The organism is Arenibacter algicola (genome assembly GCF_000733925.1).
GTDB classification, from domain to species: domain Bacteria; phylum Bacteroidota; class Bacteroidia; order Flavobacteriales; family Flavobacteriaceae; genus Arenibacter; species Arenibacter algicola.
The window spans coordinates 110,951-124,422 of the sequence record NZ_JPOO01000001.1 but is presented as its reverse complement, the minus strand read 5'-3'; the positions used below and the strand labels follow the sequence as shown (position 1 = coordinate 124,422).

The following is a 13,472-nucleotide window of genomic DNA, read 5'->3' as shown; positions in this document are numbered from 1 at the left end:
TAGGCGAATTGCATCCGCAAGGGCGCTATGGATTTGTATTAATAAGTCTAAGTCTAGTTGAATATAAATTCCCTTAGAAGTTTTTTTCTAAGGGAATTTATATTTTTTCTAATCTACAACCCTACTTTCAACATAAACGTATTTACTCTAATAGTCATCCCACATTCACCTCCTCCTAAATTGGACCTATCCACTGGCCGATTTATGAAAATCTTAAGAAAAAAAATATTCCATAATTATTATTTTTAGGCGGTAAAAATGATTAAACAATTAAAAAACACCTGTAAAACTATGAAAACAGTATTAACAGCACTTTATTTTATTTGCGGAATTACATTACTGCAAGCATCGACAACAACAAACGAAATTGATGACTTGGAAGTTGGTTCGGTATTAATGATTGGAAGTCCCTCGTCAAATCTATATGAACATATAGAAGTACCGAGGATGAATTTTATCATTAAGAAAGGGGGAATTCCAAACTACAAAACACTTTTCGAAAGCAAAGTGGTCGTTTCCAAAATGCAAGTGATGCCAGATGGCAGCAAGGTTGTGCACTTAAAGAGACAAAACGGAAAACGCTTTTTTAATAGCCATAGCTATATAAAAGCGAGACTTAAAGAAGCTATAGACGCAGAAGAGCTGGTCAGACTTTAGTCGGCACTCATAATGCTTGTGCTGCCAATATAAATAGTGCAGCAAAGCCATAAGCATACTTAAGTAAATCAAAAGCCCTTAGATCCAAGGGCTTTTTTTATTGCCAATTTTAAAATAAAAGGTATTAAACCTCAGGGCAAGCCTGTCTGTATCCTATGGTTAAAACAAATTTTTTCTCATAAATTTTTTCTATAGTTCAGGATACATACCCCATGGTGTTGACATACGGTGTCCCTCTTACCACTACTGCAAAAGCCCTGGCCAACAATTTGTTCCTTATTATATTCAAAGTACTCATTTTATTTTTTCCATTTGCAATTCTGCGCTCATAATAGGCCTTCATCTCGGGATTGCACTGAATGGCGGAACCGGCGCAAAGATTCAGCAATGTCTTGCCTTCCTTATTGGCCAGTTGGCTTACCTTGGCCCTTCCCCTTATACTGGTCCCCGATCTGTTGGGAAAAGGGGCAATGCCGCAATAGGAGGCGAATTTTCTCCACGTGGTAAAAGCTGTGAAGCCAACAGTGTAAACCATCAAAAACCGGGCTGTGACAGCCCCTATGCCCTTGATAGTCATCAATAGCCGATATAGGTCCTGCAGTTCGGGATCTTGCTCGATGATCCTATCGACTTCTTTTTCTATTTTGGCTATCTGCACATCCAGCACCCCGATAATTTCTTGCTGAACTTGGAACAACATAGGCCCTAGCTCTTTGTCCAAGACCCTTTTTTGTTCCCTTAAAGTGACAATATGCCCCGCGCGTTGTGCGACCAGTTTTCTGCGCATGGACATCAACCGTTTTAGGGTTTCCAAAGATTCCTTTGGCATTTGATACGGTTTTATCTCTTCCCGGAGGCGATATCCGTACAGGGCGATACGTTTTGCATCCGCTTTATCATCTTTCCCCCTGGCAATCCCCAACGAACGCTTGATCTCCAGTCCAGGGACCAAATGGAAGCAATAGCCCTGTTCGCTCAAGTAACGGGCAAGCTGATGGGTATAAAGGCCCGTGTGCTCAAAAACGAACAAAAGCTCATCCTTGTCCAGACCACTACTTTTCATCGACCAGTCCGCCATATGGGCGATAGCTTCAGCCGTATTATCAAAAACTTCTTGCGCCCCACTTTTGTGAAGGCAACAATCCAGTGTCAATTTACTGGCATCGATACCGATAACTTCTTTTATTTCCATAATTTTATAATGTTTTAAAAATGGTCGTTTAAACTAAGACCTTTATAAGGTTAGGCTAAAATCCTATATGGTTCTTGGCGACCGGTTAGAAGAACGGGGACTGATACAGACAATAGGCCACAAGCCTAGCCGACAGGAAAGTTCACCCCGTTCTTTGTTGTTTTACATTAAATTTATGAACATTTTAAAAGTTATGAGTCTCCCCCGGACCCCCTCTTTTCAACATTATTATAGATTATATTTATAATACAAATCTAAAGGCCGACAAAGGCAGGCCCTGAATCCAATAATAGGAATCGACCCAAGGGTCGAGGTATTGAACCTAGATCCCGCCGAAAAAGGCGGGATCTAGGTTCAACTTACAATTTTCAGTGCGTCTTACTGACTTCTCAAAATTGAGTTTCACTAATAAAATACATGGTAATTCCATACCATCTTTCCTTACCCAAATTTAGTTCTAAACTTGAAGGGGGACGAAAATACATTTCCACTACACATCTTAAACGTGAATCCCCTTTAGCATTGGTATATGACCTATATCATTGTTTTGCCTGGAGAATTACTCTACTTTAATAAATGACGGTATAGCCGAAAACTATTTTTCCAATCCCAATAGGCCAATATCTGGGCCTAAAATTGTTGTGAACGAAAGTTGGTGTATTTAGGAATTATTCCTGCAAATACCGTAAAACTACTCAATACAAAATATCATTATAATGTTAGTAAAAGACCAAAATAACGTTATTTCCATCCCCTTAAAACACCTAACATTAAAGGCTAATTTGTACATGCCTGAAAATGCCAAGGGTTTGGTAATCTTTTCACACGGTAGTGGTAGCAGTAGGCTTAGCCCCAGAAATAATTACGTTGCCAACATACTTAATCAAAAGGGATTGGCTACCTTATTGCTCGACTTATTGACCGAAACCGAAGACAAAAGCTACGAAACACGGTTCAACATCGACCTTTTAACCAGTCGTCTTATGGCAGTAACAAAATGGGTACAACAACAAAATGAAACCGAGGGATTTCCCTTGGGCTATTTTGGGGCCAGTACGGGTGCAGCATCGGCCCTAAGAGCGGCCGCCTTTTTTAAGGATGCTATAAAAGCCATCGTTTCCAGGGGCGGGCGACCGGACCTTGCCCTTGATGAAATACCCGAGATTATTGCTCCAACCTTATTAATAGTTGGCGGAAAGGATTCAGTAGTACTGGAACTGAATATTCAAGCCTATGCCATAATGGAATGCGAAAAAAAAATTGAAACCATTCCGGGGGCAAACCATCTTTTTGAGGAACAAGGAAAACTGGAGAAGGTGGCCGAACTTTCCGCAGCATGGTTTGAGAAATGGTTAACAACTAAAAACCCATAAAAATGTTTAAGGACAGAATCGATGCCGGGCTACGGCTGGCGAAAAAGCTAAACTCATACAAGGATAAAGAGAATGTAGTGATCTTGGCAATACCTAGGGGCGGATTACCCTTGGGAGCCATTGTAGCCAAATCATTGAATGCCAAATTAGATGTGGCCCTTTCAAAAAAAATCGGTCATCCCTTCAACAAGGAATTTGCCATCGGGGCTGTTAATCTCAATAATATTATTCTGGACGATAACGTTGAAATTTCGATCGGTTATATAGAGAAAGAAAAGAAACGTCTTCGCGAAAAGCTAAAAAAAAGACAAAACCAATATTTTAGGAATAGATCCGCCATAGCCTTAAAGGATAAAATAGTTATCATAATAGACGACGGTATCGCCACAGGAAACACTATACGGGTCACCGCACAGCTGGTCTATGACCAAAAGCCGGAAAAAATAGTCATCGCCATACCAGTGGCCCCCAAATCTACAGTACAAAAATTAAATGCTACATCTTATGTAGACGAAGTAGTATGCTTGGAGACACCCTTTAATTTTCAGGCCGTGGGACAGTTTTATTTGGATTTTGATCAGGTATCCGATGAAGAGGCCATTAAAATATTGGAAGAATTTAATGCTTAAAAATCAGAACAATGGCCAAAAATTCCCCAAAGTTCAATCCCAATAATAGATATTGAAAATATCCTACAATAAATTAGCAGTCAAAATTCATCCACACCTCGGATATTACTAGGGTTCAATGCCCTAATGCAAAAAAATGAAAAAAAGTTGCTTGAACTGATCTAGGTCATTTTGCATTCGGGTAGCGTATTATATTTTAGCAGTGTTTTAAAAGTTAAATAGTTCTTTGAAAAAATAAAAAGGAGTTTTGAATTATAAAGTTCAAGATTCCGAAGAAATAGAAACGGTCAAGGGCACCCTTTAAACCATTTGAATTGCGAACGGATCTAGTGATAGTTCCTATTAGGGATCAGTGTAGGAGGTCATTGGGCAGAATTGACAGTTTCTTGGAAACCGGAACATCTAGGTGTTCCGGTTTCTTTAAAGTATTAAGTCATTGATCGCTATCATCGCAAGGTGTTAACGATCCTAGTAAAGGAGTGGCCAAGGTATACTCCGTAATTGAACAACTAGGGTATTTTAGCAATAGAATGACCTTAACGTCCAGTTATAGGTAAAAACGTAGTCCATTGCTTTATGGGAAACAGGAGGTTTCGGCCTCCTGTTTTTTTCTTAAACCACAAGACCTACAAACCTCTAAGCAGTAATGCCTTAGAGGTCATATAAAGGTATCGCGATTTTTTCCGTTGGTTATAATAACATCCAAAAAAAACGTAGCTAGTACGTTCCAAAACGGTTTTTGTTGACCAGAAGGACATAAATTAAAATACCTGAAGGACCGACATATCCCAGATATGCCGGTCCTTTTTATTTATATATATTCTAGGAAGCCCTTCTTAAGTGATTACCCAAGACCATTCCATGGATCATAAATTTTCTTGGTAACGCATTATACGTCTTTTCCAGAAAATAGATTTCATTGTATTTTTAACTAGTACGTCACATCTTGGGCGGAATAATGTGTATACTGACTTTAATCATTGAAGTAATCCACCCGCTTTAGTATATTTGGCTAACTTTGATAGTGCTCCGTACAAGCCATTATTAGTAAACCATGACAAAACAAAAAGCGACCAATACTATCCCGGCCCATAAAAAAAAAGCATCCATAAAAAAGAGAGGGCCAGTACAGGACAAGGAAAATGATTTCCTAATAGTGGGTATGGGTGCCTCTGCAGGAGGATTGGAAGCTTTCAAAGAATTCTTTGAAGCCATGCCTTCAACATCGGGAATGGCTTTCGTATTGGTACAGCATTTAGACCCCACACATAAAAGTCTTATGGTTCAGCTTTTGAAAAACCATACCAAAATGGAAGTAACCCAGGTTAGGGACAACACAAGGGTGCTCCCTAACCACGTTTATATAATACCTCCCAACAAGGACATGGCCATTTTTCAGGGGGTATTGCATCTTATGGAGCCAATGGCTCCAAGGGGCTTTCGTAAACCGATAGATTTTTTCCTGAGATCTTTGGCCGAAGACCAGACCGATAGGGCTATAGGAATTATCTTATCTGGTACCGGAAGAGAGGGAACACTTAGCTTAAAGGATATAAAGGGCAAAGGCGGATTATCTATAGTGCAGGACCCCGAAACCGCCAAATATGACGGTATGCCAAGAAGTGCCATAGAAGCAGGGGTAGAAGATTTTATATTACCGGTTAAGAAAATGCCGGAGGTGCTCTTAAAATATGCCAAGAATCGGAAATTTGAACCAGAGGGAATTCCAATTCAGGTGCAAACGCCCAACCAACTTTTGGAAAAGGTATTTATCCTTTTGCGCAATGAAACCGGTTGTAACTTCGCCGATTATAAAAGTAGTACTGTTGTACGCCGTATTGAAAAACGTATGGCGCTCAATCAGATCGAAAAACTGGAAGACTACATTAAGTATCTCCAAAAAAACCAAGAGGAAATACAAAAACTGTTCAAGGAACTGCTTATAGGCGTTACCAGCTTTTTTAGGGACAAGGAAATATTTGACAGCCTAAAAGAAAAAGTAGTTAAAAAAATTATAGCCAACAAAAATGATGGTGACACCATTCGTTTGTGGGTCCCAGGATGCTCTACCGGGGAAGAAGCTTATTCCCTGGCCATACTATTTGATGAAGTTATAAAAAATCAGTCCAAGGCTTTAAAGGTTCAAATTTTTGCATCGGACTTGGACGAAAATGCTATTTATACCGCCAGGCAGGGAGTTTATCCTGAAACCATCGCAGTCGATATTGAACCTGAAAGATTGTCCCACTATTTTCAAGGGGACAAACATACCTATAGAATAAAGAAAGGGATCCGGGACCAAATCGTATTTGCGGAACACAATATTATAAAAGACCCCCCCTTTTCAAAACTGGATATGATAAGCTGCAGAAATTTGCTTATTTATCTAAATGTGGAAGCACAAAAAAAGGTTTTTGCCATATTCCATTATGCCTTGAATCCCGAAGGCATCTTACTTTTGGGAAATTCGGAATCCCTAGGCGATTATGCCAGATTCTTTGAGGTGTTGGACAGAAAACATAAAATTTTCAAATTCAAGGATGCCCAACGAGCGGATATGCCAGATATTGGACATCTTTTCCAAGAACCCATTCCCATAAAAACCGTAAACATCCCTGCCCAAAAACGGGAATGGCAGTCCAGTTTGGCCAATATAACCTCAAAAGTATTGCTGGCCAACTATGCCCCCGCCTGCGCTATTATAAATTATAAGGGAGATGCGCTATATTTTTCAGGGAATACGGGTAAATACTTACAGCCCTCTCCTGGAGAGGCTAGGCTGAACATTATAGACATGGCACGCGAAGGTCTTAAAAGCGATCTTAGCGCCCTAATTTCCAACAGTCGCAAGATCAAAAAAATGGAAATCAGAAAAAATGTCCTTGTAAAGACCAATGGCACTCTGCAGACCATTGACATAACAATCCGACCCCTGACCCAATTGGATTCCAACATGGAATATTGGATGGTAACCTTTGAAGATGTAGAGACCCCAACGGAGAAACCAAAAGTTAAAGTTGAAAAAAAACCTGAAGATATTACAGAAATTCAGGCATTGGAGCAAGAATTGGCCGCTACGAAAGAGTATTTGCGGTCTACCATAGAACAATTGGAAGTATCCAATGAGGAACTGAAATCCTCCAACGAAGAACTCCAATCCAGCAATGAGGAGTTACAGAGTACCAATGAGGAAATGGAAACCTCCAAAGAAGAATTACAAAGTGTAAACGAAGAAATAGTAACCGTAAATACGGAACTCCAAGGTAAAATAGACGAGTTGGCCAGGGCCTATGACGACATGAACAATTTACTTGCCAGTACCGAAATTGGAACTATTTTTCTGGATTCCGATCTAAAGATAAAACGGTTTACACCTGCTATGTCCAAAATAATAAATCTTATTAATTCGGACGTAGGCAGGCCTATAGACCACCTGTCCTCCAATCTCATCTACAACGGTATTACCGAGGATGCCCAAACTGTGCTTAACAAATTAACCCCCTATAAAACAACTGTAAAAAGTAGTGATGGACTTTGGTACCAGATGCAAATCATGCCCTATCGCACCTCCGAAAATGTTATTGCGGGCGTTGTTATAACTTTTGTAGACATCACCCAAGAAAAGAAGTTGGGAGAACAATTGCTCGACTTTAAAAAAGAGTACGAGCATATCCTGGAAATGACAAAAACTGTGGTGTATACCCAAAACGATCAGTTGATCTATACCAGTATGGCCAACATACATTCAGATTTCCAGTTTAGAAATATAATAGGGAAAAAAGATGGCGATTTATTTTCCAAGGAGGATGCCAAAAAATTGGATAATATTAAACGAAAAGTACTAGATACGGGCAAACCCCAAAGGGCCACACTGGAGTTAAAAATTGGTGGGGAAGCCCGGTATTATGACCTAATGGTCCGCCCCATTGGCGAGGATCAAAAAATAACCGGAGTAGCTTGTTCTTCCATAGATATTACAGATCTTGTCGCTGCTGAAAAAGAATTAAAAACCCTAAAAGATTATAAAAATGGTCGATAAAGGTTCCCATTCCAGCAACTTGCGTTCCAAAGCAGAGGCCAAGATAAGTACAACACCATCAGGTGGACCGGAACTAACCATAGAGGAGGCCAAAGAACTAATGCACGAACTTGAAGTGCATCAAGTAGAACTGGAAATGCAGAACCAGGAATTGCGTGAAGCCCAGCATCGCTTGGAGGACATTCGCGATCAATATACGGACCTTTTCGATTTTGCACCAATAGGTTATATAATATTAAATGAAAAGGGAGAAATAGAAAACATAAACCTAACCGCCTGTTCCCTGATAGGTATTGATAGGACGAAAATTTTAAAAAGAGCCCTATCTGCCTTTATGGGGGCAAACGAGGCTCACGTACTATTTATTAAATTGAAGGAAGCTTTCCAGAACGGGATATTAAAACCCTTTGAACTAGAAATTAACCGAAACAACAGTGGCTCTTTTCATGCTCTTGTACAGGGCTCCATTACAAAAAACATAAAGGGGCTGTTGCAATGCCGCCTGTCCATGCAGGATATAACGGAGGTTAGACAAGCCAGAATAATTCAGCGACAGCACAAAGCCCTTCAAAGTGAAAAGGAAAAAATTCAACAGTATTTAGATCTGGCCCCAGTGGTTTTTATACTATTGGACAAGGATCACAAAATTCAAATGATCAATCAAAAGGGATGCGACCTATTAGGTTATGATAGAGTGGAACTATTGGGCCAAAACTGGTTCGATTTTCTAATATGTAAAGAAAACGGAAAGGAATATGATCCAAGCCTAATAGATTTTGAACGCAAAATAAAATTATTGGCCCCTGAATTAGAGTGCAAAGTGAGGTATAAAAACAGGGAAGAACGTATGATGTCTTGGCACAATACCACCTTATTGGGCAAGAATGGCGACCAGATAGGGGTACTAAGTGCAGGTGAGGACATTACCGTGCGAACTAAACTGGACGAAGAAAAGCAAATTTATACCGACAATCTAGAGTTAAAGATAAAAGAACGTTCCAAAGAGTTGATCAAAGCCTTGGAAGCGGAAAAAAGGATCAATGATTTAAAAAGTAATTTCATTACCATTGCCTCCCACGAATTGCGCACTCCCATTACCATTGTAATGTCGTCCATTATTTTAATTGAAAGATATAACAGCTTGGGGCAGTATGATAAATCCAACAAACATATTGCCCGAATCAAATCTTCCGTGGACCATTTTGTGAATATTTTGGATGACTTTTTATCCTTACATCAGTTGGATAAGGGAATTATACAGATACATAAGGAAGTTTTTGATCTGGAGCCGTTTATACAAAACATTGTCACCGATATGAAAGGCCTTCTCAAAAAAGGCCAGCGTATCTATTACAGGCATACGGGGTCCAAAAGGCTTAATTTGGACCCAAAAATTTTAAGGAATATCATCCTAAACTTGCTGTCCAATGCCTTGAAATACTCTAATGACCAAATAAACATTAAGAGCGCACTCAGGACAGATCATCTTACAATAACCATTGAGGACCAAGGTTTGGGCATCCCGGAGGAAGATCAAAAAAATCTCTTCACAAGTTTTTTTAGAGCTAGTAACGTAGAACATATCCAAGGTACGGGCTTGGGACTTAGTATCGTTCAACGATATCTGGAACTATTCGGTGGAAATATTCAATTTAAGAGTGTTCTAGGAAAGGGCAGTGCTTTTACAATTGTAATTCCAATTTCCTAAACCCTCAAAATTACCTTCACAAATCGAATTTTCATTCGGTCCCATTTAAAATAACAGCTAAGATTATTGGCATTTTAGTCAAAAAATCATTAATTTAAAACTATCTCATTAACTCCCTAAAAAAACTAACAATGGACCATGGCTACTATTCTAGTTGTTGAAGACAACCGCACCATACTTGAAAATACCTCAGAACTTTTGGAAATGGAAGGCTATTCGGTTATAACGGCCACCAATGGAAAGGAAGGCTATTCCAAAGTTTTGAAGTTCTTGCCAGATCTTATTGTCAGCGATATCTGGATGCCGGAGATGGATGGCTTTGAACTATTGAAAACTTTGGGAACCCATGCTGATCTGAAAAATATACCCTTGATTTTTTTTAGCGCTAGAAGTGAAAAAAAGGATATTAAAAAAGGTATTGACATGGGGGCCTATGACTTTATTGTAAAACCATCTGACCTATCAGATCTCCTAGTCTCGATCAAAAATTGTTTGCAAAGCAGAAAACTTACTTAAATTACAGTAAGGTATGCTTGTCCAAATCTAAAAAACCCTTTCAATCATACGATACCATAGGTGTTTGGATCAATGTCCGACATCCGTAATAATGTGCAAAGCCTTTATAAATGACTTTGGAAAAACAAGCTGCGAGCTAATATGTACGCAGATATTTTATTCTTTAATTTCCATTGCACAGATAGATAGGGTTAAACAATCAACGATACAAAAATTGTCCAAAAAAATTGGATACTATTGTAGACCATGCCACACTTTCAAAGGGTAAATAAAGAAAAATTAATATCTGTAAAGGGCATTAATTATAGAAAACGCATTTGGCATATCTTCTTTTTCCATTAAATAGACCTTTCCTCCATTCACAAACGTTTTCATGGCCGCCTTATTTAAAAGGGATACATTGGAAGGAAGCAATTCCTTATCCACTCTAACCGAATTTTTTTTAGGTTCATAAATCCCCCATATATCTTCATTTTTCTGAATAAATAAAGCATCTATTTTTCCTTGAATGGCAGCAGGCAAAATCTGCTCTATATTGCTGGATGTTCTTGCGGTCCCGTCCAGCTTTTTAAAATTATCTATTTTTTCCAAACGCTCCTTGTCGAAAACAGGACTCAACTTATCCCACGCCAATTCCCGTAACTTGGACACATTCATTTCCGTTGGATCCAATGAAATATGATCTGCCAAGAGATATTTGAAGGTATTTACCTTCTGATAAATGGGGAACAAATAATCCTGACAAGCTATAATCAAGGGTTTGTTTTCATTTTGGATCAGGGTCATTAGTCCCTTGTCCAAAGCAGAAAAATATCTCTCAATCTCATTCTTACGATCGCGGTCTGCCTCTTCATGGCCATGAAAAGCAGCCGCACCATGCCCTTCCTGCTGACTTCTGAACTGCAAGCTCTTCTGCTCAAAATCATACCCCACCCTCTCTTCCATTCGGCTAGGGGTTATATTTTCAATGTACACTTCGGCACTACTGTAACGTGTGTTTTTGTACAATTTTACCTTTTCCAATTGTAACCAAAGTAAAAAAAAGGATTCGTCCCCTGTAAACAAAGGCAGCAATGGAACAAGATATAAACTGTTCGCTACATGGTTGAAAGATTCGAAGGAAATAGGAAGCGAATACATTTTAACAATGCCATTGGTTAAAAAAAGTGCCAGTCCATTGGATTGGTGTCTCCAAAACTCCCCATCGTGGATCAGTTCTTGAATAGGGGCGATTAATTCTGCAATTTCTCTTTTACCCAAAGGTTCCCGCTCCAATTTATTTTTAACTTCCTTTAAATGATTTTTCAGCAATTTAGCATCCTCCTGTTGTAAAACCTCTTCCCCCTTTTGATGGGTAGGCATATAAATGGATATGCAATGCACATTGCGTATACTTTCTAAATCCTGGAGCTCTTTTTTAGTTATGATTGCCATTTTCCCATGTTTTTCAAAATTATTTACTTTCAAAACAAGGTAATTGTTCTTGGAAATTTTTGAAATGATTTAGGTCAGGAATATCAACATTTGCAAATAATACCCCTTAGATTTAGGTAGCCCAATAGTATAAATAACATTAGTCACAAATACCACGGTATTTTATTCCGCATCAATAGGCCGCAATGAAAATTGAACAAGTTGATCCCCTTCTATGTCAAAAAGCGGCGTGCCAACAAAATCTGGTTCCACTTTTTTAGAGGGTTCACGCTTTAAATAAACCAACGATCCCTCAAAATTTGGATATTTCTTCCTGAGAACATCGTACTCTGGATTAACACAGTCCTTTCCCCATATGCCCAACATGAATTTCAAACCGGCCTCATCCTCTCCGTATTGTCCTTTGTCATCGGTTTCCAAAACCCATTGATTTAACACAGAACGGTATTTCTCCAATACTCTGGAATATTGAGGATTTTGCGCCAAATTGTTCAATTCAAAAGGATCGGCATTTATATCATACAATTCTTCCGAGGGCCGCACAGCAGCCATGAAGCGATCTTGTGCCTCATTCAACTTTCCTTCCGCATGTAATTGTTTCATTACCCCTACAAACTCTACCTTATCAAAATCCATATATGTAGGTTGTGTATAAGGCCTGTCCGTCATAAAGTTTCGGATATACTTAAACTCCTTGGACCGCACAGACCGTATCCGGTCTATGGTAAAATCGCAACGATCTCTGGTAGAAATAACAAACTCTCGAGGGCCTATGGACTCATTAAAAATATCCCTGCCTTCCATATTTTCCGGAATAGGGATTTTGGCCAAAGCAAGGGCAGTTGTTCCCAAATCCAACCCGGCAATCAGGTCGGAATTCACGGATCCAGTTTGTATTTTTGATTTCCCTTCCCTAAAATCGGCAATGATCAAGGGCACCTGTAGTCCCCCATCATAAAGGAATTGCTTATTCCTGGTCAAACGCATTCCATGATCGGAAAAAAAGAAAACTATAGTGTTCTTTAACAAATCGTTTTCCCTGAGTTTACCCATAATTTCACCTACTTTTTCATCGGTAATCTGAATGGCATCCAGATGGTTGGCGTACTCTTCCACTATAGCCGGGTGATGGGGCAAATAAGGTGGCAGTTTTATCTGGGAACGGTCCACCGGGGAAGCCACGTTCTCCTTGAATTTGGAATTGAAAATTTCTTTTCCTCCGTACATCTGAATCTGCCCAAAAAAGGGTTCTTTCCCTTTCAAGCTAGCCAGATCTAACCGTTCACCACTTTTCCCATACAAGGGATGGTATACATACTCTTGATCATAAAGGTCTTTCCTATCGTACACAAAATTATAATCGTCCTTGCCATTATTGAAGGTGAAATATCCGGCCCCTTTAAATAGTTCGGGAATCGTTTGCGTCTGTTCGGGCAAATATATGGCCGACTCAGTAGTCCTGGAACTATGATGGTTTTGTGCCCCGAAACTAGTAGACATCATACCGGTGATGATACTGGACCTACTTGCCGAACATACGGGGGCGGGCATAAATACATTTTTATAGAGCACTCCCCTTGTGGCAAGACTGTCTATATTGGGAGTGTCAACCAATGGCTCTCCATAACAGCCCAATAAAGGTGCCGTGTCCTCCAAATAAATCCAAACAATATTGGGCTTGTCGGAAGTGTGGTCCCCCTCAATTTTGTCCAATTTATCACCTTTACATGAAAAAAGAAATGTCACTGCCAATGAAAGCTGAAAAATGATTTTTAAATTCATTTTAGGGATTTAGGATTATGATAATTGTTCCATGTATAAACTAAGACTAAGGTATTGCGCATAACTATACCCCGAATATAAGAATTTTATCATTGTAGATTATTGGCACAGCAATTACCAACTAAATGGCCCTTCATATCTT

9 protein-coding genes are annotated in these 13,472 nt (G+C 39.4%); 6 read left to right on the top strand and 3 right to left on the bottom strand.

Annotation, left to right across the window (positions count from 1 at the left end):
* The first annotated feature begins 291 nt into the window (after window positions 1-291).
* Window positions 292-657: a hypothetical protein gene (locus U735_RS0100490; RefSeq protein WP_031441948.1), complete on the top strand. Its 366-nt coding sequence runs from the start codon at window positions 292-294 to the stop codon at window positions 655-657.
* Window positions 658-853: 196 nt separating this feature from the next.
* Here the strand turns inward: U735_RS0100490 and U735_RS0100485 are convergent, their stop codons facing one another.
* A complete protein-coding gene (locus U735_RS0100485) occupies window positions 854-1,849 on the bottom strand; it encodes an IS110 family RNA-guided transposase (protein ID WP_031441947.1) in 996 nt (331 codons plus the stop codon).
* Between the two features lie 716 nt (window positions 1,850-2,565).
* Between U735_RS0100485 and U735_RS0100480 the strand changes: the two genes are divergently transcribed.
* The 5 genes from U735_RS0100480 to U735_RS0100460 all read left to right on the top strand — a co-directional run bounded on the left by U735_RS0100480 (window position 2,566) and on the right by U735_RS0100460 (window position 10,114).
* Complete coding sequence (locus U735_RS0100480; RefSeq protein ID WP_031441946.1) at window positions 2,566-3,222, top strand: dienelactone hydrolase family protein; 657 nt, start codon at window positions 2,566-2,568, stop codon at window positions 3,220-3,222.
* Between the two features lie 2 nt (window positions 3,223-3,224).
* Window positions 3,225-3,851, top strand: coding sequence for a phosphoribosyltransferase (locus tag U735_RS0100475; RefSeq protein ID WP_031441945.1), 627 nt, complete (start codon window positions 3,225-3,227; stop codon window positions 3,849-3,851).
* Between the two features lie 1,054 nt (window positions 3,852-4,905).
* Window positions 4,906-7,890, top strand: a complete 2,985-nt coding sequence (locus U735_RS0100470; RefSeq protein ID WP_051891799.1) for a chemotaxis protein CheB — start codon at window positions 4,906-4,908, stop codon at window positions 7,888-7,890.
* A complete protein-coding gene (locus U735_RS24830; protein WP_051891798.1) occupies window positions 7,880-9,598 on the top strand; it encodes a sensor histidine kinase in 1,719 nt (572 codons plus the stop codon). The genes U735_RS0100470 and U735_RS24830 overlap by 11 nt, the downstream gene beginning before the upstream one ends.
* 138 nt (window positions 9,599-9,736) lie before the next feature.
* Window positions 9,737-10,114, top strand: coding sequence for a response regulator (locus U735_RS0100460; protein WP_031441942.1), 378 nt, complete (start codon window positions 9,737-9,739; stop codon window positions 10,112-10,114).
* A gap of 279 nt (window positions 10,115-10,393) precedes the next feature.
* Here the strand turns inward: U735_RS0100460 and U735_RS0100455 are convergent, their stop codons facing one another.
* Together U735_RS0100455 and U735_RS0100450 are read right to left on the bottom strand one after the other, a co-directional pair.
* Window positions 10,394-11,548: a baeRF7 domain-containing protein gene (locus U735_RS0100455; protein WP_031441941.1), complete on the bottom strand. Its 1,155-nt coding sequence runs from the start codon at window positions 11,546-11,548 to the stop codon at window positions 10,394-10,396.
* Between the two features lie 162 nt (window positions 11,549-11,710).
* A complete protein-coding gene (locus U735_RS0100450) occupies window positions 11,711-13,330 on the bottom strand; it encodes a sulfatase-like hydrolase/transferase (RefSeq protein WP_051891797.1) in 1,620 nt (539 codons plus the stop codon).
* Between the last annotated feature and the right edge of the window lie 142 nt (window positions 13,331-13,472).

Bases quoted from the DNA above. Each gene is read 5' to 3' on its own strand.
- U735_RS0100490 (WP_031441948.1), top strand. From the start codon at position 292: ATGAAAACAGTATTAACAGCACTTTATTTTATTTGCGGAATTACATTA.
- U735_RS0100485 (WP_031441947.1), bottom strand. From the start codon at position 1,849: ATGGAAATAAAAGAAGTTATCGGTATCGATGCCAGTAAATTGACACTG.
- U735_RS0100480 (WP_031441946.1), top strand. From the start codon at position 2,566: ATGTTAGTAAAAGACCAAAATAACGTTATTTCCATCCCCTTAAAACAC.
- U735_RS0100475 (WP_031441945.1), top strand. From the start codon at position 3,225: ATGTTTAAGGACAGAATCGATGCCGGGCTACGGCTGGCGAAAAAGCTA.
- U735_RS0100470 (WP_051891799.1), top strand. From the start codon at position 4,906: ATGACAAAACAAAAAGCGACCAATACTATCCCGGCCCATAAAAAAAAA.
- U735_RS24830 (WP_051891798.1), top strand. From the start codon at position 7,880: ATGGTCGATAAAGGTTCCCATTCCAGCAACTTGCGTTCCAAAGCAGAG.
- U735_RS0100460 (WP_031441942.1), top strand. From the start codon at position 9,737: ATGGCTACTATTCTAGTTGTTGAAGACAACCGCACCATACTTGAAAAT.
- U735_RS0100455 (WP_031441941.1), bottom strand. From the start codon at position 11,548: ATGGCAATCATAACTAAAAAAGAGCTCCAGGATTTAGAAAGTATACGC.
- U735_RS0100450 (WP_051891797.1), bottom strand. From the start codon at position 13,330: ATGAATTTAAAAATCATTTTTCAGCTTTCATTGGCAGTGACATTTCTT.